Origin of the sequence: Psychromonas sp. SA13A (genome assembly GCF_011378715.1) — a bacterium.
In the GTDB taxonomy this organism is placed as follows: Bacteria; Pseudomonadota; Gammaproteobacteria; order Enterobacterales; family Psychromonadaceae; genus Psychromonas.
In genome coordinates, this window is record NZ_WTKU01000003.1 from 53,154 (window position 1) to 75,869 (window position 22,716).

17 protein-coding genes are annotated in these 22,716 nt (G+C 37.5%); 5 read left to right on the forward strand and 12 right to left on the reverse strand.

Going from position 1 to position 22,716, the window contains the following annotated elements:
• Positions 1 to 8: 8 nt before the first annotated feature.
• The 5 genes from GQR44_RS04315 to nrdA form a co-directional block, all read right to left on the reverse strand.
• The gene (locus GQR44_RS04315) at positions 9 to 1,718 is read right to left on the reverse strand and encodes an ABC transporter permease subunit (RefSeq protein ID WP_166369633.1); all 1,710 of its coding nucleotides are present in this window, start codon (positions 1,716 to 1,718) and stop codon (positions 9 to 11) included.
• Positions 1,715 to 2,998, reverse strand: coding sequence for an ABC transporter substrate-binding protein (locus tag GQR44_RS04320; protein WP_240923557.1), 1,284 nt, complete (start codon positions 2,996 to 2,998; stop codon positions 1,715 to 1,717). The genes GQR44_RS04315 and GQR44_RS04320 overlap by 4 nt, the downstream gene beginning before the upstream one ends.
• Positions 2,985 to 3,833 (reverse strand): DUF547 domain-containing protein, encoded by an 849-nt coding sequence (locus tag GQR44_RS04325; protein ID WP_166369635.1) that lies wholly within the window; start codon positions 3,831 to 3,833, stop codon positions 2,985 to 2,987. The genes GQR44_RS04320 and GQR44_RS04325 overlap by 14 nt, the downstream gene beginning before the upstream one ends.
• Positions 3,833 to 5,986: a bifunctional TVP38/TMEM64 family protein/FAD-dependent oxidoreductase gene (locus tag GQR44_RS04330; RefSeq protein ID WP_166369637.1), complete on the reverse strand. Its 2,154-nt coding sequence runs from the start codon at positions 5,984 to 5,986 to the stop codon at positions 3,833 to 3,835. The genes GQR44_RS04325 and GQR44_RS04330 overlap by 1 nt, the downstream gene beginning before the upstream one ends.
• A gap of 426 nt (positions 5,987 to 6,412) precedes the next feature.
• The gene (gene nrdA / locus GQR44_RS04335; protein ID WP_166369639.1) at positions 6,413 to 8,683 is read right to left on the reverse strand and encodes a class 1a ribonucleoside-diphosphate reductase subunit alpha; all 2,271 of its coding nucleotides are present in this window, start codon (positions 8,681 to 8,683) and stop codon (positions 6,413 to 6,415) included.
• Between the two features lie 684 nt (positions 8,684 to 9,367).
• Here nrdA and GQR44_RS04340 point away from each other — a divergent pair.
• Complete coding sequence (locus tag GQR44_RS04340) at positions 9,368 to 10,009, forward strand: hypothetical protein (RefSeq protein WP_166369641.1); 642 nt, start codon at positions 9,368 to 9,370, stop codon at positions 10,007 to 10,009.
• A 170-nt stretch (positions 10,010 to 10,179) separates the two neighbouring features.
• Here GQR44_RS04340 and GQR44_RS04345 read toward each other — a convergent pair whose 3' ends face one another.
• From GQR44_RS04345 to GQR44_RS04360, 3 genes are all read right to left on the reverse strand, one after another.
• On the reverse strand, positions 10,180 to 10,416 hold the full coding sequence (locus GQR44_RS04345) for a YecH family metal-binding protein (protein ID WP_166369643.1): 237 nt from the start codon (positions 10,414 to 10,416) through the stop codon (positions 10,180 to 10,182).
• A 327-nt stretch (positions 10,417 to 10,743) separates the two neighbouring features.
• Entirely contained in the window at positions 10,744 to 12,018 is a 1,275-nt protein-coding gene (locus GQR44_RS04350; protein WP_166369645.1) for a dicarboxylate/amino acid:cation symporter, read from the reverse strand.
• 774 nt (positions 12,019 to 12,792) lie between these two features.
• Positions 12,793 to 14,295 (reverse strand): PLP-dependent aminotransferase family protein, encoded by a 1,503-nt coding sequence (locus tag GQR44_RS04360; RefSeq protein ID WP_166369647.1) that lies wholly within the window; start codon positions 14,293 to 14,295, stop codon positions 12,793 to 12,795.
• Positions 14,296 to 15,280: 985 nt separating this feature from the next.
• On the opposite strand from GQR44_RS04360, the gene GQR44_RS04365 reads away from it, so the two are divergent.
• The 4 genes from GQR44_RS04365 to GQR44_RS04380 all read left to right on the forward strand — a co-directional run bounded on the left by GQR44_RS04365 (position 15,281) and on the right by GQR44_RS04380 (position 20,033).
• Positions 15,281 to 16,291 (forward strand): TRAP transporter substrate-binding protein, encoded by a 1,011-nt coding sequence (locus tag GQR44_RS04365; protein ID WP_205962962.1) that lies wholly within the window; start codon positions 15,281 to 15,283, stop codon positions 16,289 to 16,291.
• Positions 16,292 to 16,352: 61 nt separating this feature from the next.
• On the forward strand, positions 16,353 to 17,114 hold the full coding sequence (locus tag GQR44_RS04370; RefSeq protein ID WP_166369649.1) for a TRAP transporter small permease: 762 nt from the start codon (positions 16,353 to 16,355) through the stop codon (positions 17,112 to 17,114).
• Positions 17,104 to 18,423: a TRAP transporter large permease subunit gene (locus GQR44_RS04375; RefSeq protein ID WP_166369651.1), complete on the forward strand. Its 1,320-nt coding sequence runs from the start codon at positions 17,104 to 17,106 to the stop codon at positions 18,421 to 18,423. Before GQR44_RS04370 ends, GQR44_RS04375 begins: the two co-directional genes overlap by 11 nt.
• A 665-nt stretch (positions 18,424 to 19,088) precedes the next feature.
• Positions 19,089 to 20,033 (forward strand): glyoxylate/hydroxypyruvate reductase A, encoded by a 945-nt coding sequence (locus tag GQR44_RS04380; RefSeq protein ID WP_166369653.1) that lies wholly within the window; start codon positions 19,089 to 19,091, stop codon positions 20,031 to 20,033.
• A 206-nt stretch (positions 20,034 to 20,239) separates the two neighbouring features.
• On the opposite strand, the gene GQR44_RS04385 is transcribed toward GQR44_RS04380, so the two are convergent.
• The 4 genes from GQR44_RS04385 to mtgA form a co-directional block, all read right to left on the reverse strand.
• Complete coding sequence (locus GQR44_RS04385) at positions 20,240 to 20,587, reverse strand: thioredoxin family protein (protein WP_166369655.1); 348 nt, start codon at positions 20,585 to 20,587, stop codon at positions 20,240 to 20,242.
• Between the two features lie 72 nt (positions 20,588 to 20,659).
• Positions 20,660 to 21,268: a class I SAM-dependent methyltransferase gene (locus GQR44_RS04390; protein WP_166369657.1), complete on the reverse strand. Its 609-nt coding sequence runs from the start codon at positions 21,266 to 21,268 to the stop codon at positions 20,660 to 20,662.
• A gap of 176 nt (positions 21,269 to 21,444) precedes the next feature.
• Entirely contained in the window at positions 21,445 to 21,732 is a 288-nt protein-coding gene (locus GQR44_RS04395; RefSeq protein ID WP_028869728.1) for a ferritin-like domain-containing protein, read from the reverse strand.
• A 274-nt stretch (positions 21,733 to 22,006) separates the two neighbouring features.
• Positions 22,007 to 22,687: a monofunctional biosynthetic peptidoglycan transglycosylase gene (gene mtgA / locus GQR44_RS04400; RefSeq protein ID WP_166369659.1), complete on the reverse strand. Its 681-nt coding sequence runs from the start codon at positions 22,685 to 22,687 to the stop codon at positions 22,007 to 22,009.
• Positions 22,688 to 22,716 lie beyond the last annotated feature (29 nt).

The window sequence follows — 22,716 nt, forward strand, 5'->3', positions numbered from 1 at the left end:
TTGATTTCCTAACCTCTCTTACGAAAGAAAAATTTTGGTACAGCCCAAGCTAATATAAAAAATAGTGCAGGTAATAACATCTGCATTAATGCGTAAACCGCACTGGTTCTTCTACTCGCACCATTAGCAAGGGTAACCGCTTCCGTTGTGATGGTATTAATTCGACCTGCACCCGATAACAGCGTCGGTAAATATTGGCTAAAGCTAATAGCTAAACCTAACGCGCTGGCAATTAAAATAGGTGAGATTAAAAGTGGCAATTTTAACTGCCAAAATATTTTTGAGGGCGGCACGCCAAGACTTGCTGCTACTGAGCTAAAGCGAGGATCTAAACGACGATAGCTGTTGGCCAGAGATAAAAACACATAGGGTAAAACAAACAATAAATGCGAAAAAACAACATTAACATAAGCATGTTGGCTGTTTACTTGCTCAAATAACCAAACGATGCCAAATAGAAAAGCGATACTTGGAATAAGCAACGGTAGATAAATAATAAAACCACTGATCGCAGAGATGGTTTTAGTATTTTGTTGTTCAGCTTCAAGTACCAGCAATGTTAACGCAATAGCAATTAAAGTAGTGCTGATGGCTATTACCAATGTGTTAAATAAGGGCGTTTGCATCTGTAATAAGGCCGATGTCCAATGCAAGCTAACCAGTTGTTGCGGCAGAATATCAGGGTAGGACCAAAAACCTGCAAAAGACCATAACACCATTGCAACTAAGGCTAAGCCAATAATGGTGAGCATCGCGACTGTGATCATATCTGTTAATCGTTTGATTAACATGCCGCCGTGTTCTCGTTCGCCATTAATTAAAAATGCCGCGCTGCACTTTTTAACCAATAATTCTAATAACCACCAACTACCTAATAACGAGAGAGTAATTACAATTTGTAAAATTGCCCCCGATGACGCTTTAATACGTAAGCTTAAATCAACATCGCTAAACCACTGCATGATTGCAACGGCTAAGGTTGGGGGAGTGTTTGGTCCTAAAATTAAGGGAATTTCTACACTCGCGCTTGAATAAGCTAATACTGCGAGAAGCGGTAAACGCATATAACCGTAAAGGCTTGGTAAAATGACTTTAAAAAAGCCAGTCATTGGGCAATAGCCTAAACTTGATGCCACTTTATGTTGTGCTCGAAGGGTTTTACCAATTTCAGGTTGTGCTAATACCCCTAGGGCGATTAACAGTAAAAAGGGGAGTTCTTTAAGGGTCAGTCCGAAGATGATGCTTAAGCCATAGGGATCATGTGGCAGAAGCCAATCTGGTGGAGTGTCCCAACCTGTTAACCAAGGTGAAACAAGTCGAGATAAAAAACCAGAAGGGGTGATTAAAAAACCAATTGCTATCGCGGCTGCTGCATGAGGAATAACTAATATCGGGCCTAATAAACGCTGGATCCGTTTTAACCATGGGCTATTAAAATAACTTGCGAGTATTAAAATAGTGATTATAAAAGCTAATAATGTACTGACTAAGCTTGTACCAAAGCTGAGCAATACCATACGCTCAATGCCTGGAGTTTGAAAAAGTTGAACAAACCCAAACAAACCAAATTCATGCGCACCAAGTGCGGGAAACCAACCAAAAGCAGGTAACAACACACCTAATAGACCACCTAATACAGGCACTACTAATAATGCAATTAACAGGTATGGACTATTACGCACTACACGCGTAAACAGGGTATTAGCAACTATCATCATTGTACTCCATAGCGGGTAAGCCACTGTTCTGTGATGACTTTAACCCAGCTAGGGTGTAACTCGCCTAACAAACGGGTGTTATCTATATTGATGATATTCGCGCTTGCATGTTGTTTTTCAGGAACATCAAAGAGCATTTTTTGTGCTGCAGTTAATTGTGATAAATCGAGTACACTACTATCGCCCCAGACAGCTGTCTTTTGTTTTCTAGATTGTGCTTCTGGGCTTAATAAAAAGTTAGCTACTAATTTAGCGCCCTCAATATGAGGTGAGTTATAAGGAATTGCTACAAAGTGGATATTACTTAAACTACCATCTTTCATTCTATAGCTGCGCGTACTATCTGGTAAGTCATAGCGAGAAATCGCAGAAGGGATTTCAGCGGCTGAAAAGGTAAATGAGACTTGTAGCTCTGTATCGCCCATTAGACGGCGTAATGCTAACCCATTAGATACAAAGTGTTTACCTTGACGCCATAAAGTTGGGTGCAATCGGTCTAAAAACTGCCATAACTGCGGTAATAATTGCACTTGGCTTTCTACTGTCGCTTCTTGGTAGAGTTTTTCTTTAATATTCGCCGGCTGTTGTTCATTTAAAATGATCAACGCGTATTTGAGAAAGCTCATGCCTAAAAAGTCGGGTGGTTTAGGGTAAGTGAAATGACCTGGGTGATTTTCACTCCAAGTTAATAGTTCGGGTAATGTTTGTGGCACATCATTTACTTTTAAACTATCAAAGTAAAAAGTCAGGGCGGCTTGTCCCCATGGTGCTTCCATTCCCTGTGTTGGGACACCAAAATCGCGTGTCATCGCAGGGTTATTAGTGGGATTGGTTAATTCAAAATTAGGCAACTCTCCCGCCCAATCTGCTGCGAGTAATTCATATTTGGCCATCGATGCAAAGTTAGCCCCGTTGATCCAAACTAAATCAACTTGGCCATTACGATGATTGTCTGCTGCTTTTTCTGCTAAAACACGACTGACTGCTTCACTGGTATCTGTGAGTTTTACATGGTGTAAATTTATCTGATATTTTTGCTTAACTTGATCAGAAACCCATTGAATATAATTATTAATTTGTTGATCGCCTCCCCACGCATGAAAGTATACGTCTTGCTTTGTGCCACGTTTTTCAACATTATGCCAAGCACGGGAAGTCGATTTAGCTTCAATATTTACTTCATTTGCAAATACATTGCTGCTAAGCGAAATAACGCTTAGCAGACAAAGACTCATGATCAATTGACGGTAATAGTTATTTAAACATTTACTTAGTCGCATTAAGTTTCCAATTGTAATCTAAAAATTTAACATTAAAATCTTGGTTTTTTAATGTTAATGCTTGCTGCGTATTCAATGTCAAAGCCTCTGCATAAAGCCCTATAAAGCTTTGTATTGACTTAGTACCACGAAACCCAACTTCAAAGTCATCACCATACCATTTAAAGATTGACGACAGATAAAAACTATCACCCTTGATGTAGTTACGACTTGTATCTGTTAAGAAACGCTCAGTTTGTTGCGTTAATTGCTGCTCAAGGTTATCGGCTGTGTAAGCTTCTTCTCGAAGTGCAGGGCAGCCAATACTGGCACAGTTTACGGCAAAATGAATACGTGGATCGTTATAGCGGTCACTACCTCGAATAAGATCATGCTCGATATTGTTTAAACTTATTTTTTTACCTAACAGCGGAATAAATTTTTTATCCCACGGAGAACTAAATAAACTTCCTAAATCTTTAATCGATTCTAGGTCAGGGTATTCAGTTAAAATAAACTCAACAGTCCATGCATTATAAGCATTGATTAAAAATGCTAATTGCTTCTCTTTCGACCAAGCATCAAAATCTGCACGAGAGACTTCACTTAATTTATCAAGGTAAACTTGTAGTTCGCTTTCTTGACTCTTAAAAGCAGCGTAGTCAACCGCTGTGCTGTGTCCTTTATTAATTGGGGAGGTATTTTGCTCAAGTAATTCAGTCCAACTAGCATGTAAATTAGTGCTTGTATCAGCATAAACATTACTTAGCATTGAACTGCTCAATAGTGCAGCCCCTAAGGTGAAGCGCACTAGGGCGCTTACCTTATTGGTTGTATTTGCTATGACAGATGCCATTAACCACGTCTCCATGTATGGTATTTCTCTAACCAGTTTAATACTGTTTGTGGTGCATGATTACGCTTCCATTCACCGGCTGCGTACTTATTACCTTCAGCCCATGTTGGGTAACTGTGGATCGTACCTAGAATCTTATTCAGTCCTAGGCCGTGTTTCATGGCTAAAACAAACTCTGCGATTAAATCACCAGCGTGTTCTGAAACAATGGTTACCCCTAAAATCTTATCTTTACCTTTAGGCGTGATGACCTTGATAAAACCTTTAGTCGCACTATCTGTGATTGCGCGATCCAGCTCTTCAAAATCAAAGCGAGTAATTTCATAATCAATACCACGTTCTTTAGCTTCTGCTTCATTAATACCAACACGAGCAACTTCAGGGTCAATAAAGGTTGTCCATGGGATCACGCGGTAATCCACTTTAAATTTCTTCAAGTTACCGAATAAACCATTGACTGCAGCGTACCAACCTTGATGCGCAGCAACATGTGTAAATTGATAAGGACCAACAATGTCACCAGCAGCAAAGATGTTCGGGTAAAGAGTTTCTAAATACTCGTTAGTTAAAATAGTACGGTTTGTTTCAATACCTAACTCTTCTAAACCATAACCCGTTAAACGTGCACTTCGACCTACCGCACATAATAATTGGTCATACTCAATTTCAATCTCTTGTTCGTTATGTTTAACGATGATGAACTTCTTACCGTCTTTCATTTCACAACGTAATGCTTGATGTGAAGTCAGGATATTAACGCCACTTTCTTTTAGCGATTCAGTTGCAAATTCAGACACTTCAAGATCTTCTTTGATCATGATGCGTTCAGCCATTTCAATTTGCGTCACGTTAGAACCTAAGCGTGCAAAACTTTGTGCTAATTCTGAACCGATTGGACCGCCACCTAATACCACTAACTTTCTCGGAGCTTGTTCAAGCTTAGCGAACTCATTCCATAATGTATCACTGGTCACATAACCTGTTTCTTCAATACCTGGTAGTGGTGGTACAAATGGACGTGCACCGGTTGCAATAACAATACTGCGTGTTGTTAGTTTCTTGGTTGTTCCATCTTCATAGCTAATTTGTACAGTCCAAGGGTCAAGGATTTTTGCATAACCTTTCTCTACTTCAACACCTAAGTTAGTATAACGTTCAACACTATCGTGAGGTGCTACATCGGCAACAACTTGATGAACACGTTCCATTACTTTTTTGAATGAAAATTGTGGTGTTGTATCTTCTAAACCGTAGTGGTGCGCATTACGAATTTGTTCAGCAATTTTTGCACTTTTAATAATAGCTTTACTCGGAACACAACCATAGTTAAGACAGTCACCACCCATCTCTCCGGCTTCAATTAAAGTAACCTTCGCTTTTACTGCGGCTGCAATATAACTAGTAACAAGGCCACCTGCGCCAGCACCAATAACAACCATATTACGGTCGAATTTAGCTGGTTTAGTCCATTTCTTGTAGACTTGACGTTTTTTAATCATATTAACAATACCTTTTGCAATGAGCGGGAATACACCCAATAAAACGAATGAGATAATTAAACCGAAAGATAAAATACCTGACAGGCTCTCTATTTGCGCTAACTGTGTACCTGCGTTTACGAAGATAAACGTACCTGCTAGCATACCTAATTGGCTAACCCAGTAGAATGTCCAAGCTTTAAGTGCAGTAACACCCATTAATAGGTTGATTAAGAAAAATGGAAATATCGGTACCAAACGCAACGTAAATAAGTAAAAAGCACCTTCTTTTTTGATCCCTGCATCAATGGCAGCTAAACGCTCTGGGAAACGTTTCTTGAGTGAGTCGCGTAATAAGTAACGCGATACTAAGAATGATGCCAAAGCACCTAAACTTGAAGCAAATGAAGCAATCACAAAGCCTTCAAACAATCCAAATAAAGCGCCAGCAGCTAGTGTTAAAATAGCCGCTCCGGGTAATGCTAAAGCGGTAACTAAAACATACAGAACAAAGAAACCACCAATAACTAAAAGCGGGGATTGCTCTCTCAACTCACTGAATTGATCCATTGATCCTTTCAATCCATCTAAGGTTAAGAGTTGGTGTAAGTTGAAATGAAAAAACAATCCTATTAATACGATTGCCAATAACAGTAGTACGATCTTCTTTAACATAGTTTATAACCTTTATATGGATGCGATGTGGTGGTCTTCAATTGAGCAACAACTTCTTAAGCACCAACGTCGAATTTTCATACCCATGACTTTATTATTTTAAAATCGCTGCCTTATTTTCGAACAGCTTTTCATCGTGCAATGGATAACTCAAACATAAAGACCTTAGTAAGCTGTTTTTAATTGCTTATTAATCTAAAAAAAGTGAAAAAAGTTAATTGAGATGTTTTTTGGAACAAAAAGTATAGGAGAGATAGTAGAAATGATCTGGTTATTTTTTTGTTTAAAAGCAAAATGTTAGTTTTGTCTGCAAACGCACGAAACATAGATTATAGGCAAAAAAAAAGAATGTACTCAGTACATTCTTTTTATAACAATTAATTGTAACTTATCCACAATAATGACACATTTAATTAAACACAACGGTTATATCTTACAAGCGCCACCGGCACAGCCATCGTCTTCAATTACTTTTTCATCATCAGCACCATCACGGGTGTTATGGTAATAAAGTGTTTTAAGACCCATTTTGTAAGCCATTAACAGATCTTTAAGTAACGTAGTCATCGGCACTTTGCCATCATCAAAACGTTTAGGGTCATAGTTAGTGTTTGCTGAAATAGCTTGGTCAACAAACTTTTGCATGATACCTACTAACTCTAAATAACCTTGGTTATTAGGAATGGTCCATAACAGTTCGTAGTTTGCTTTGTATTTATCAAACTCAGGAACAACCTGTTTTAAAATCCCATCTTTACTCGCTTTGATACTGATGAAACCACGTGGTGGTTCAATACCATTGGTTGCATTAGATATCTGGCTTGATGTTTCAGAAGGCATCAATGCTGATAATGTTGAGTTACGTAAACCATCTTTAACGATATCTGCACGTAATGTTTCCCAATCTAGGTGATAGGCTTCATCACAAATCGCATCTAGCGATTTTTTATAGGTATCTAATGGAAGAATACCTTTTGCGTAATTAGTTTCATTAAATAGTGGGCAAGCACCACGTTCTTTGGCTAATTTGTTTGATGCTTTCAATAGGTAGAATTGAATCGCTTCAAAGGTTTTATGTGTCAGGTTGTTTGCACTGCCATCTGAGTACTTCACGCCATTTTTTGCTAGGTAGTAAGCATAGTTAATTACGCCTATACCTAACGTACGGCGGTTCATGCTGCTTTTTTCTGCCGCTAAAATTGGGTAATCTTGATAATCTAATAAGTTATCTAAAGCACGTACCGCTAGCTCTGATAGTTCTTCAATTTCATCCAATGACTTAATCGCGCCTAAGTTGATGGCTGACAAAGTACATAACGCAATTTCGCCTTCTTCATCTTTAATATGACTTAACGGCTTAGTCGGCAATGCAATTTCTAAACATAGGTTACTCTGACGAACCGGTGCAACTTTACTATCAAATGGGCTATGCGTATTACAATGGTCGACATTTTGAATGTAAATACGACCTGTACTTGCACGTTCCTGCATCAGTAGTGAGAATAATTGTACTGATGGAATCGAAGTTTGACGAATAGACTCATCACTTTCATATAGGTGGTATAAACGCTCAAATTCATCTTGGTCTTCAAAGAAAGCATCGTATAGTCCCGGTGTATCAGATGGACTAAATAAAGTGATGTCTTTCTTGTCGATTAAACGTTGGTAGAATAAACGGCCCAGTTGTACACCATAATCAAGATGACGAACACGGTTTGAGTCGATACCACGGTTATTTTTAAGTACTAATAATGATTCAACTTCTAAATGCCAAATAGGGTAGAAGACCGTTGCTGCACCACCACGAACACCACCTTGAGAACAAGATTTAACCGCCGTTTGGAAGTGTTTGTAAAAGGGAATACAACCTGTGTGGAAGGCTTCGCCACCACGGATTGTACTACCCATTGCGCGAATACGACCTGCATTGATACCAATACCCGCACGTTGCGATACATATTTCACAATGGCGCTTGAGGTCGCGTTGATAGAGTCTAAGCTATCATCTGCTTCAATAAGTACACATGAACTAAATTGACGTGTTGGTGTACGTACGCCAGACATAATAGGCGTCGGTAATGATATTTTAAATTGAGACGTTGCGTCGTAAAAACGTTTTACATAATCTAAACGCACATCTTTATCGTAATCAGCAAATAAACAAGCAGACACCATCAGGTATAAAAACTGTGCACTCTCATAAATCTCGCCGGTAACACGGTTTTGAATCAGGTATTTACCTTCTAACTGCTTTACTGCCGCATAAGAGAAGTTCAAGTCACGATCATGGTCGATAAACTTGTCCATTTCTTCAAATTCTTGTTTGGTGTAATCGGCTAATAGATGCTCATCGTATTTGCCTTTTGACACCATTTTACTGACATGTTCAAACACACTTGGTGGCGTGAAACGACGGTAAGCACGTTTACGTAAATGGAATACCGCTAAATGAGCTGCCAAATATTGATAATCAGGCGACTCTTCTGATATCAAATCAGCAGCTGCTTTAATAATAGTTTCATGGATGTCATCAGTACGAATGCCATCATAGAACTGGATATGTGAATTTAACTCTACCTGTGAAACAGAAACATTACTTAGCCCTTCAGCCGCCCATGTGATCACGCGGTGAATTTTCTCAAGATCAATGCTTTCTCTCTTTCCGTTTCGTTTGGTCACAGATAGGTTTTTATTCATTTTTTTACCTTTTTCGAAGAACAAAATAATTACTTTAGCGATTACAAGCAGTTATTTCTTATAGTGTTGATTGTTCATTTAAAACACAAGATGTAGTGTTGGTTTTAAGGAAGAGGCACAAGATAAAGCTTTTTGAAAATTTTTCAAGGGATAACTATTATTAAATTAGTGGATAAAATTGTGGACAAATTGGCATGGTTTATATCTGTTAGTACTTACTAACAAAATGCTGTAAGTGAGGTCTGTTTTATACAAATTGCAATAACTATTTTGGTTTTTTTTAAATGTAAAAATTGCGTTTTATAGCAGCAATAATTTTTAAAAATTTATTTTTTGATATCTCAATTTTACAATTCTTTATGTTGATAGATTATTGATAAAACCTATCAACTTAGTTTTTAAATAATATAATAACGATACCTTTTATATTAACTCTCCTTGTTCGTCGACTCTTCATCCTCAGTTATCATTAACTTTCGTTGATCCCATAATTTAATTTTTTGCTTTTAAGTTATTGATCTTTGTTAAGAGTGTAGTAGACTCCAGTGAAAATTTATTGTCATAAATTAGTCATTTATATAATCACTAAGTGTTATTTTGTCGGCGATGATTGTTGATGTGTTTATTAGGCTTCTATTCGTCCTAGCCTACTATTCAAATATTGATAGGACGTGAGATATTAAAATGAAAAAAGTAATATTATTATTAATGGTGTCAGTGTTAGCCGGATGTGCAACTCATGCAGAAATTAAAATGCCAGTCGTCGTAAAAATACATGATACGGCCTATGAAAATAAGTCGCTAAATTATGAAATATTATATAGCCAACCTAAGCCTGGTATCTTCACTGGAGGAGAACAATTACCTTTAGCTCCATTAGAAGAAGCTGAGTTATCTGTTGCATCGGCATCAACTTTAAAAGAGCTGCCTAAACTTATATTTGAACAGTTACCTATTTCGGTTAGGTATTTAGTTGATAATCCTGACTTAACGTTAAAAATTGAACTGACCGCATATAACAAGCTCGGGCCTGCTTATGCAGATTATGAATTTGCAAAAAGCCTTGGTAAAGACTTATTAACGTTGGGTTTTGCATCTTCTGAGTACGATATTATTGCAGACTTTGACGCGAGATATATTTTACAGCAAAAAGGCGAAGTTATTTTTAGTAAAAACTTTAAAGTAAGAGACCAAGTTGACCATGAAAGAGGTGATTTTGAGTCTTATAACACATTAAATGACTTTACATCTCAAATACTAGAAAAGCACCTGATCTTGACTTTACACGCCTTTTTTAAAGATGCGGCAGTGAATGTAAAAGGTTAATTGTTAAGTTGCTGTAAATATTTACAGGGGCTTCAAAATACTAGTACAGGCCCTTAGATTATTATTAAACGTGCCTATTGATAAAGGAGTGCTTAATCACTCTTTTATCAATGCTCTACATTAAACCTCATCTGACAGCATTCATTTAACAATTAATAGCGTTTATAAATTTAACAAAGGTGCTCTTCTGGCATTTTAATCCCCTCAACTGATTCTATAAACTTTCCCTTCGATGCTAGAAACTCAATCAACTGATCCGCGTTTAAGTCGCTGCCCATGCAAGTATGAAAACGTGCATTCTCACCAAAACTAGTAGCAATTTCTGCTTTTAACGCTTGTTTAGTATAAGTTTGTTCTGATTTTGCCATCATTTCCATAACCTGATGACCGTGTATAGATTGATTCATGTTTAATCTTCGCTCCGATTTTTACCAATTATCCACAGTAGTGGATGAGTTAACTTCGGCACACTATAACCAAACCAATTACCTAGGTATTGATGCAAAACAAATTGTGTCTATAAGCAAAGTGTCAGCAATAGATTTATATAGATTGAGGCTTATGAGTAGATATCAGGTGAGAGGTAGTGACTGCTAGTGTTATTGCTGGGGTTTGAGTATTAATGGTGTTTACTTGAAAATTTTTTGAAGTGTTTTATTGTTGGAATTCAGCGCAAATAAGGTTTAAAAAAACGCCACTAGTCAGCGGCGTTTGATCTTATTAAGAGTCAGTTTTTATACCGTTTCTTGGAATGCTTTTTTGCCTTCGAAGATCTCTTCATCAAGCTCTCCTTCATTTTTAGCAACCAATAATGAAACCATCATATCGCCACAAATATTAACTGTAGTACGCGCCATATCAAGAATACGGTCGATACCAGCAACAATCGCTAATCCTTCCAGTGGAAGGCCGACGGTTGTTAATACTAATGAAAGCATGATCAGACCAGCACCAGGGACACCTGCGGTACCTACTGACGCTAATGTAGCCGTTAGTATGATCGTAATGTAGTCAGCAGCCTCAAGGTCAACACCAAATGCTTGTGCGATAAACAGAGCACAAACCCCTTGATATAAAGCCGTTCCATCCATGTTAATGGTTGTACCAAGTGGTAGAACGAAACTTGCGATACCTTTAGAAACTCCTAGTTCTTCACGTGAAGCTTTAATTGTCGCTGGCAGAGTGCCTGAACTACTTGCTGTGGTAAATGCAACGGCAGCTGGGTTTGTTAAGCTTTTTAAGTAACGAACAGGGTTTAGGCGGCCCACAATAGCAATCACACCACTGTAAAATACAACAATATGGATTAATGCCCCTAAATACACAACGGCAATTACTTTTATTAATGGTAGTAATACGTCTGCACCATACTTGCCTGAAACCCAAGCCATTAGGCCAAATACGCCATAAGGAGCAAGTTTCATCACTAACTCAGTTAGTTTATACATCGCTTCTGCAAGGCTTTCAAAAAGCTTGATCGCAGGATCGGCTTTTTCACCAATCAACGCTAAAGAAACACCTAAACCAATAGCAAACACGATAATTTGTAAAATATTACCCGCGGCTAATGCGCCTACTGGGTTTTTAGGGATCATATTAAGTAATGTTTGGACCAAAGTCGGCGCATTAGGTATCGCTGCATCTGATGATACTGCAACCATCTCCAATCCTGCGCCCGGTGTGAAAATAGTAGCAAGCCCAAGACCAATAGTGATTGCAAAAGCCGTGGTTCCTAAATAAAGCACAATTGCTTTAAGCCCAATTCGTCCCATTTTTTTGGTATCTTGCATTGAAGTGATACCGACAATAAGTGAGAAAAAAACCAACGGAACAATCAGCATTTTAATGGCATTAATGAAAAGTGTACCTAATGGTTTAAGAATTTCAGCACTAGGCCCCATCAAAGTACCAACCATCACACCGAGAAGCATTCCTATCAGAATTTTTTTCCATAGTTCCAGGCGTGACCATACTCCACCTGATTGAGCTGAGTTATTTTTGTTGTTCATAACAAGTCCATAAAGTCGTTAAAAGTGATAAAAAATGAATTTTTAATAATATAAATTGTTGAGGGAGCACATCATAATCACTTGATCTGTTAATTGATATAGATTGGTTTTTATTTTATTTATGAAAATAATATCTGTTTTTAAGGTTATAGGAGGAGAAAACCTTGCTATTTTAGGTGTTTATTATTTTTTCAGGGAGGTGTCTGGGAGGAGGCCGGTGTTTAGTTTTATGCCGCTTTGATTGAGCGAGATCAAAACCGTAGAGCTTAAAAACGTTGGTGTATGAGAAGAAAAATTCACCAACGTCCATTGAATGAGTTAATTATAGAGCTTCGTTATTTTAATATGAATTGACGAACTTGGTCTGCGCTTAATGGCCTAACTAAACGGTCAACTTCTTTACCATCGCGTAATAATATTAACATTGGTCAAAGTTTTACCTTAAATACGCGACCTAAAACTTTGCCTTTACGGTCATAAATTTTGATATGAGGGAGCTTTGACTGTGTAGTTAAGCAATACTCAGTTAATACCTCTTTTATTGCGCTTGTTGCTGTCTGACAGTGAGCATACCAAGGAGCACCAAATTCTATAATAATATCACCCCTTAACTTGCTAATTTCTTAAAATGTAAGGGGTTCTTCTTCGTGATCAGGGGTATAGCTAATCTCATGATTTTTCATGCGGTTTACTCTCTATTATTAGTGATAGTGAGTAACAGAAATTGCTTATTAAAAAGGATATAATATTACACTAATTTAATTAATAATATCCCTACGATTTCATCGTCAGATTATTCGTTATATTAGTATGTTGCTCCATGTATTTTAAGAGTTGTTTAAATGCTACTTCCATTTGTACTTCTGTAGCGCTAGCAAAGCCGATTAATAAACCTTTTCGGGCATGAGTTTGCATGTAGTAACGTGATAATGGTCTTACCAAAATACCTTCGGCATTAGCGGCTTGGCAAATAGCCACATCATTCGTACTGTCGGGTAAATTGAGAACAATATGCAATCCTGCATTATCGCTATATTGACTCAATAGATCGGCACCTAAGTATTCGCTGATTAAATCACAAAGAAAGGCTCTGCGTTTTGCATACAACAGGCGCATTCGGCGAATATGCGCGGCGTAGTATCCTTCCTCTATAAACTGTGCAATTGCATTTTGAATTAACAAGTGGCCACCACGATAAAGTTCTGAATGAGCTGTTTTTAAGGCATTCATTAATACTTTAGGTAACACAACATAACCGATACGTAATGCCGGATATAATGTTTTACTGAAAGTGCCTATATAAATAACCGGGGCGTTTTCTGTTAGTCCTTGAAGAGCTGGAATAGGGTGTCCAGAAAACCTGAACTCACTATCGTAATCATCTTCCACAATCCAACTGCCAGATGCAGAAGCGAATGCTAATAATTTCTGTCTGCGTGCTAAACTCATCACAGAACCCAATGGGTATTGATGCGATGGGGTCACAAAAATCAACCGTGGAGTCTCGGCAACTTGTTTAGGTATTTGCATACCATGTTTGTCAACTTGCTGCGGTGTCACTTTTATCTGATTCATACGCAGAATATTACGAATCCCCCAATAACCTGGTTCTTCTATCCATGCTTCGTCGCCAGCATTGCAAAGCATACGAGTAATCAAATCAATTGCTTGATGTATACCTTCTGTGATTAAAATTTGTTCTGAGTCACAGCGTACGGAACGAGCAACGCGCAGGTAGTCAACCAAAGCTTCTTGTAAGTGTGGACTGCCACCTGAGTTGCTATAAGTTAATGAATGCGGATTTGGGCGACGATTAATACGTGCTTGGATTTTACTGAAAAGTTGGTGTGGGAATGCATTAACATCGGGTACGCCTGGAATAAATGGCCCCCATTGTTGTTGGGCAGCACTGGCATTTTCCAACAGTACCATACCAAGTTTTGATAACTCGAGTTGTGTTTCGGTATTACTATCACCTAATTCGGTGTTAACAGCGGAGAGGTAACTATCCGGTATCGTTTCAACAACAAAGGTACCACTCCCACTTCGAGAAAATATATACCCTTCTGCTAATAATTGTTCAAAAACGGTTAATACCGTATTACGCGATATACCAACAACCTTTGCTAAGTCTCGAGATGCCGGCAGGCGGCTTAATGGCCGTAGACTAACATCGAGTATACTACTGCGGATCGCATTATAAAGACGTTGATATAATTTACCTTCTGTCTCTTCACTAAAGCGTTGCAGGATAAGATCACTACTTAATACACTCAATTGGTCCCCTTAATTAATCCTAATTGGCACTAGTTTATGTAGCCACATAACGTATAAATCATACCCATGGTTATATGAATGTGCAAATACAGCATCAATATTATCAGCATTGTTATGCAAGCGATGTAATTAGTTAAAGAAAAGAGTTTGGTTTGACTACGTATATTGTCACCAATAATGCAGTAAGGGCATATTGCACTCCTGGGTCTTTAGAATATTGAATAGTCGGCGTAAATGCCAAGTTAATTTCCAATCAAGCAACTCTTTTGGTGGCATAAAAAAATATTGATGAGTTCGCAAAGGATCGCATTACGCTAGTGAAGACTATTTAGATTTCAAATATCTTTGCACAGATGTTGGTGAATAATTAATTTAACCTCAGCTTTCTAGTTACTATCTTTCGAATAAATCGAATAAATCGAATAAATTATTTTAAAGTAGTAATGTTTTTTTATTTTATATGTACCTTTTTTTACATTTAAGCGGCATTAAAATAAAGTTATTTTGATTTTATTTTTATGTTAGCTTCTCTTTTAGGGTGATTTCAGCTCTTGAATTACCACTACCTATTTAAAAATTAAATTTAAATTTATAAAATAATTATTTATATAGTCAATTGATTTTATTATCTTTTATTTTTATGTATATATATATTACTTTAAAATAAAAGCTTCGTACCTATATAGTGCTCAATGTCTCAATATTGATCATAATTATTTATTTTTTTAACGTTAATTTAACATTTTATTTTTATTTTCTGTTTTTTTTGCATCTTAAGTGCATGTTTTTAATGCGTTTATTTTATTTTATTGTTTGTTTTCTTGTTTTTTGGCTCTTAAGTTTCATAGTGTTGGCTACTAGTGTTTTTATTGCATTTCTGTATATTGTGTAATGCATGCTGTATTTAAAAGTGCTTTAGTAAATAATGATTGTACCAAGCAAAATATAGCTAAAATAACTCACGTAAACATAAAGGATTTGTATAATGAATTTTAAAAGAAATAAACTAATAAATGGTTTGTTAGCATTATCACTTGGAGCGAGTTGCTTCGCTGCATCAGCAATGGCTAGCGCCGCTGAATATAACTGGCGTTTTGCTAATCTCTACGGGCGTGGGACTGCATATGGTGCAATTTATGAAAATTTAGGAAAAAACATTGAGACCATGTCTAACGGTCGTATTGCAGTACAGGTCTTATATTCAGGTGAAGGTGTTGGTACTACAGGGATTTTATCGGCGGTTAAATCGGGCCTTATTACTATGGGTGCCCCATTTCAATCAATGCATGCAGGTGAATTACCTGCTGGCATCGTAGAGATTGGTTTACCTGGAGGTACTGATGATGTGGGTGAGTTATCAACACTTTTTCATGAAAAAGGTTGGGCTGATGTACTTAAAAAAGCATATGGAGAACAGGGAATGGTTTGGTTAGACCCTTACATTCAACCACCTGTTTATATTATTACTAAAAATGAGATTAAGTCGGTTGAAGACTTTAAAGGCATGAAAATTCGTGCGCCAGGAGCTTACGGTAAATTCTTGCGTAATCTTGGTGCAGCCCCGGTATCGTTAGCGTGGAGTGAGATTTATACTTCGCTTGCTACTGGTGTCATTGATGGTTCAATTGGTTCAAATATGATCGATCACCGTGATGGGAACCATGTAGAAGTTGCAAAATATATGTATCGTTTACCACTTGCTGGTGCACAGGTATTACCTATTGTAGTTAATCAAAAGGCTTGGAGTAAATTAACGCCAGATCTACAAGCTATCGTCAGTGCTGCCACTACGGTTCATGCTCAAGAGCAAATGACTAAGTCAATCTTATGGGAATCTCAAGCAATAGGTGAGATGGAATCTAAAGGTCTATTATGGAGCCCAGCGCCTTCAGATGCAGATAAAAAAGCATGGAAAGAAGCAGGCGAATCATTAGCTAAATTTTATTCAGAACAAGATAAATATTCAAAAGAGCTTGTTGATATTTCAAAAAAATAAGAATCATTAACTGCTAAAGGGTGGGCCTATGGGACCACCCTTATTCAGTTTGGAGCTGAGTATGATCGAACAACTATTAAAGAGATATTGCCGTTTTGTACGTTATTGCGTCAAGCTAATTGGGCGAGCGGTCCCCATCTTACTACCAATATTATCCGGCCTTGTTGCCTTTGAAGTCTTTGCTCGCTACGTTTTAGGTTCCCCTACCATTTGGGTCTACGATACTTCACTGTTTTTGTTCGGTTATATTTCCGCACTTGGCGGTGCATATGCACAACAGAGAAAGTCACATATTAATGTCGATATTATCTACCTCAAAGCCCCAAAATATATGCGCAGTATTTTTAATCTGATCACTATCACGCTTGCGGTTGGTTTTTTAATCTTGCTAGCGAAAATGAGTTTTGAAAGATTCAATGAAAGTTTGCAGTTTAATTACAGAACAAAGAGTGAGTGGGCAGCAGAGGTTTATCATTTTTGGTTAATGATGACGGTTGCAGCAGTTATTTTTATTGCCGAGTACTCCGCTGAATTCATAGAGAATATTTTTTACCTTTGCACACGTAGAAAACTTTTCACTAAAGAAGAGTCAGCTGCCGATGCAGCAAAAAAACCTGTCTTATCTATATTGCGCTTTTTACGTCTTACTAAATTATCTGACTATTTAACTGATTTTTCAGTAAAAAGTCAGTTAAAAAATGAACCAGAAGATCATGTTGATTTTGATGATTTGATTGAGCAACGACAAAAAAAAATAGAATTAGAAGATGCAAAGAAACTCGTGAAACGAAAAGAAAAAAGAGGATCTAACTATGGAGATTGAATTATTAACCGCTGTTTTATTAGTGTGTATCCTCACCGCTTTTGCATTAGGAGCACAGGTTGGCTTAGCACTCGCAGGCATTGCAATGGGCGTTGGATATTTAGTCTGGGGTGAAGCATTATTTAATGTTATTCCGAGTACAGTTGAAGGTACATTTTTTAACTTTATTTTACTCGCTATTCCTCTGTACATTTATATGGGGCAGATTCTGACCCGTTCAGGGATTGGGGATGCAATGTTTAATGCTAGCCAGTTAGTGATTGGCCGAGTACGAGGTTCCCTAGCAATTAGTGTTATTGGTGTGTGTTCGATGATCGGTGCGATGGTTGGTATTATTGGCGCGGGCATTATGACCTCTAGTAGTATTGCACTGAAACCTATGTTAGAACGCGGTTACGATAAAAGATTAGCGCTTGGCGTTATTATGGCGGGAGGATCATTAGGTATCTTAATTCCGCCAAGTATCCCGATGATTATGTTTGCAGCGGCGACTCAGAATTCAGTGGGGCGTATGTTTTTAGCTGCCATGGTGCCTGCACTCATTACTATTGTTTTGCTTATTACCTACGTCATTATTACGTGTAAATTAAACCCAGAAAAAGCACCCTTTGATTCAGAAAGTGATATTGAAGTACCAAAAGGCTTGGAACTATTCAACACGATACGAGATGGTTTTTCTTCATTATTATTAATTGTTGCTGTGCTCGGTAGTATTATTTTGGGCATAGCTACGCCAACGGAATCTGGCGCAATTGGTGTAGTAGGGGCCATCATATTATCCATACTCTTCAAGCGTTTTAAACCTACCATTATGATCAAGGCCGGTTTACAAACGTCTATATTAGTAAGTGTTGCGATGTGGATTATTTTAGGCGCTTCTGTATTTAGTAACTTCCATCTTTTGATGGGGGTACAAAGTATGGTGGCAGGATTTGCAACGAATCTAGATTTACCGCCAATTATGATCATCATCATGTTCCAGTTGATCATGTTATTGCTGGGTTTCATTATTGATGAATTCATTATCGTGCTTATGTGTGCGCCTATCTTTACGCCTGTTGCCGTTGCCTTGGGTTATGATCCGATTTGGTTTGGTGTGTTAATGATATTAAATATTGTGATTGCAGTGCAGACACCTCCCTATGGTTTTGCGCTGTTTTATCTAAAAGGTATTGCACCAAAAGGGATCACGATGATGGATATCTATAAATCGGTCACACCATTTATCTTGGTACAGTTATTGGTTTTGATTATCTGTATGGTTTTCCCAGAACTCGTGTTGTGGTTACCTAATAAAATCATGAATTAGCGAAGCTGGCGAGGTCAGTATTTATTAACCGATGGGAAGGTAATGTTGTTGTACTTTAATTTTGTGTGGCAATATTCCTTTCCTTGGTTATGTTTAATTCTCTGCCAGCATTTGCCTGAGTTGATTCAGATAAACACAATATGGAGGGATGTATCCACAATGAACATCGAGCTTCTTTATTAGTTAATTAAAGGTCCAACTGTAAAAATGTAAAGGGTTAATCGGCCGTTGGCATGGCTGAATATCAGCGCTATTTAAATTGTAAAGTGAGCAAAGAAGTGTGATATTTCATTTGTTCGATTAAAGCCGATGCTAACGATTTTTTCAAGTAGTTAGAAAATATTGGAGTATAGAAAATTAGTTACATTGGGTACTTGATGTAAGTTTTAATTAGAATTTAAATAGAGTAAGGCGGCATAATGTCTCATAAAACATATCAGTTTTAAGGCATTTAATACTTGATTTACTACGAAAAAAATAAATTTCAAGAAAAAGGATTGAAAGTTAAACGTTTCAAAACTGCATTACTATGCAAAGAAAGTCCTTCAGCTTGTTGTTTGAATACTAATGATCTAAACCTGAATCTGCTATTTTGATTGTTATTAATGTGCTGATATATTGATGCATTGATAATTCGAATTTTCTTCTGAATGGTGTATTTCTTTATGACTAAACAAATTGTATTTATTGGACAAATTTCAGATAAAGAAAAAACAGCTTGGATAACGTCTATTCAAGCGCAATTAACAGGCGTGAATATTATCGCTTATGAGGCGCTATCCCCAGAGCAAAAGCTCAATATTGAGGTCGCGATCGTGGCGAACCCTGACCCTAAACAACTCACCGAGCTACCTAAATTAGTCTGGATACAAAGCTTATGGGCAGGGGTAGAAAGGTTAGTGTCAGAACTACCTAATACAAAATTTGATATCGTGCGTATGGAAGACCCAAACTTAGCTGAAACAATGGCAGAGGCAGTCGTCGCATGGACTTTTTATTTACATCGAGATATGCCCAAATACCTTCAACAACAAAGACAAAAAATTTGGCGTGAACTTGATTTAGTAGAACTAAAAGATAGAAGAATCGGAATATTAGGGTTAGGGATACTGGGTAGTACATCTACAAAGAAACTACGACTTAATGGTTTTAATGTTACAGGGTGGAGCCGTAAACTGGCGAGTATAGAAGGCGTACAATGCTTTAATGGTAAAGATGGGCTACAGAAAGTATTAACACAGTCAGATATTTTAGTGAGCTTATTGCCATTAACACATGAAACGCAACACTTATTAAATGACCACAACCTAAGCCTATTACCTCAAGGTGCATCGATTATTAATTTTTCACGTGGAAAGGTAATAGATGAAAAAGCATTATTATCTCACCTAGAAAGCGGTCACTTAAATCATGCTGTGTTAGATGTTTTTAAAATAGAACCTTTACCGGTTGATAATGCACTCTGGGAGTCGCCAAAGGTAACTATTTTGCCTCACATATCAGCACCGACTAATACCAGAACTGCATCAAAGTTAGTTGCTAAGAATTTGCTTAACTATTTTGATACCGGTGAGATCCCCAACGCAATTGACCGTACTAAAGGTTATTAATAGCGAGCGTGATGAGTTAATTTTCATTGAAAACCTCAATTCTGGTTAATGAAAGCGGAATTGAGGATAGTTAAAATCATAAAATCATAAAATCATAAAATCATAAAATCATAAGATTATATTTTGGGGCTATACAGTGCCGTTAGTTTTGCGTAGTTCAAGGCGAATTATTAAAGCTTGAATCTAAGGTTAACTGTAGATATTCATTATTTTAATATTAATTGACGAACTTGGTCTGCGCTTAATGGCCTTACTAGACGGTCAACTTCTTTACCATCGCGAAGCAATATTAACGTTGGCCAAAGTTTTACCTTAAATCCGCGACCTAAAACTTTGCCTTTACCGTCATATATTTTGATATGAGGCAGCTTTGACTGTGTAGTTAAGGAGTGCTCGGTTAATACTTCTTTTATTGCGCCTGTTGCTGCCTGACAGTGAGCACACCAAGGTGCACCGAACTCTATAATAGCATCGCCCGTTAACTCGCTAATTTGTTCAAATGTAAGCGTTTCTTCTTCGTAATCAGGGTTAAAACCGGTTTCATTAATTTTCATATTATTTATTCCTCTTATAGAGTGCAAACCTGTTTAAGGTAATTTTCTGCTGTGCTAACGGATCAAATCCGGTTACCTATTAGCTTGACTAATATTGGCGCTATTTTTACCTATCGCCATTAAAACAGGCATCTGGCCCTTTGAACTGTTCATATTAAAAGGCGTTGTTATAGTCGTATTCACTAAGTTATTCGTCGCAAAGGCTTGTTTAACTCTTTTTACTGATAACCCCATTTCATTCGAATCATTATCTGATAGCCAATCCCATTGTACGAAGCTGCCTTGCTCTTTTAATAATGATGCTAATAAACTTAATGTCGTTTCATAATCAGGTAAGAAGCTACAAACGGAGGAGGCGACAATCAGAGCAAATTGCTCGATTAACTCTGGCTGGTGGCTAATGAGATCTTCAGACAAATAATCAGCAACAGAGACCACGTTATTTAATGCCTTGTTATTTAAATGCTTTATCATTTCTGAAGATGGGTCAATCGCTACTATTTTTCTTACGCTTGGACTAATCAGTTCAGTTAATGCCCCTGTACCACAACCGAAATCAAGCACCCTCAAACCATCAATATTTATGGTTGCGACAAGCGCTGAAAATGCGTTTTTTGCATATTCTTTAACACTAGGATCACTGTCCCAACTATCGGCATATTGGTCCCATTCATTACTCAAGATATTCTCCAAAAATAACTTATAAAATCGTTTACAGGACAGAGAACTAACTTAATAAAGGTTATAAGTCTGCTAGGGAAGGTAGTTATATCCGTTACCAATTAACGTTGAATGATAACGGTTATAGTAAGGCGTGTTAGGTAGAAAAATCGCCTTGTATTTGTGCGTTACCCATTTTATTTGTGAGCAATAGGCTTATCAGTAAAAAGGTAGTCCTTTAATTCTTTGTCAAAGGTCGGATCCTGTCGTCTGATCCACTCAAGCACCATTGCGGCGTGCTCTTTTTCTTCATCTCTATTATGTGCAAGTATTGCTTTTAATTCTTCATTCTTACAGGCATCGACTCGCTGGTTATACCAATCCACAGCTTCAAGTTCTTCCATCAGAGAAGTAATAGCTCGATGCATATCTCTGGTTTCATTTGACAGTTCATCTATTGGTTCGTGATAGCCTTCATTTGACATTTTTATCTCCTCAATAATTGATGTGATGATTGTAATGTATACCCAGGTTGTTATATTTCTAAATTTCACCCTGCTTATTACAATAAAAATACAATAAATTACATTGAGTTGAGGTTCAATAGATTCTTGTGTTTTCAATGCAATAAGTGGTGCTGTAGCAAACTTTATTGCGAGTGATTGAGCATTTTCATTTTTTCGTTCGAAAGGGCAGTGCTTTTAAAAAGATAAACTTAGTCTTGATGTGCTTTATCTGTTTTAGCCTTTAATATCCGCTTCAGTCTTTAATAATCGGCGCTAGATAGTTTGACCCAAGCTGACGCATTTGTCGCTCAACCCAAGTCACTCTTTGGTTAAGTTCAACACTTAAATCTCGAGGATCTCGTGTTTGTGGGCTAGGCAGTAATACTGCTAATTGTGCCGCTTGATTATTGGAGAGGTAACGTGCTGATTTTTTAAAATAATGTTGGCTAGCAGCTTCAACACCATAAATCCCTTTACCAAATTCAGCGATGTTCAAATACACCTCTAAAATACGCTTTTTACCCCAAACTGCCTCGAGGCTAATCGCTAAACCAGCCTCTAGACCTTTACGTATAAAGCTTCGACCCGACCATAGGAAAATATTCTTTGCCGTTTGTTGTGTGATAGTACTTGCACCACGAAGCCCATCACCATCACCGTATTGTTCAACAGCTTTAATGATCGCACTAAAATCAACACCATAATGCAGAGGAAAACGTTGGTCTTCAGACGCGACCACGGCCAAAGAGATCGAGGATGGCAGTTTATCAATACTGATCCATTTTTGTGTCACAGGATAAGGGCTTTGCATCATAAACGCCGTTGTTGGCAAAGGCACAAAGCGGAATGCTAATAAGATTAAAGTTATAACCAATAATAAGCGCCACAGGACGAACCATATTTTTCTCAAAAAACTCGATTTACGCTTTGCCATGGGTTATCTCTAATTGGGTTAAACGAGGT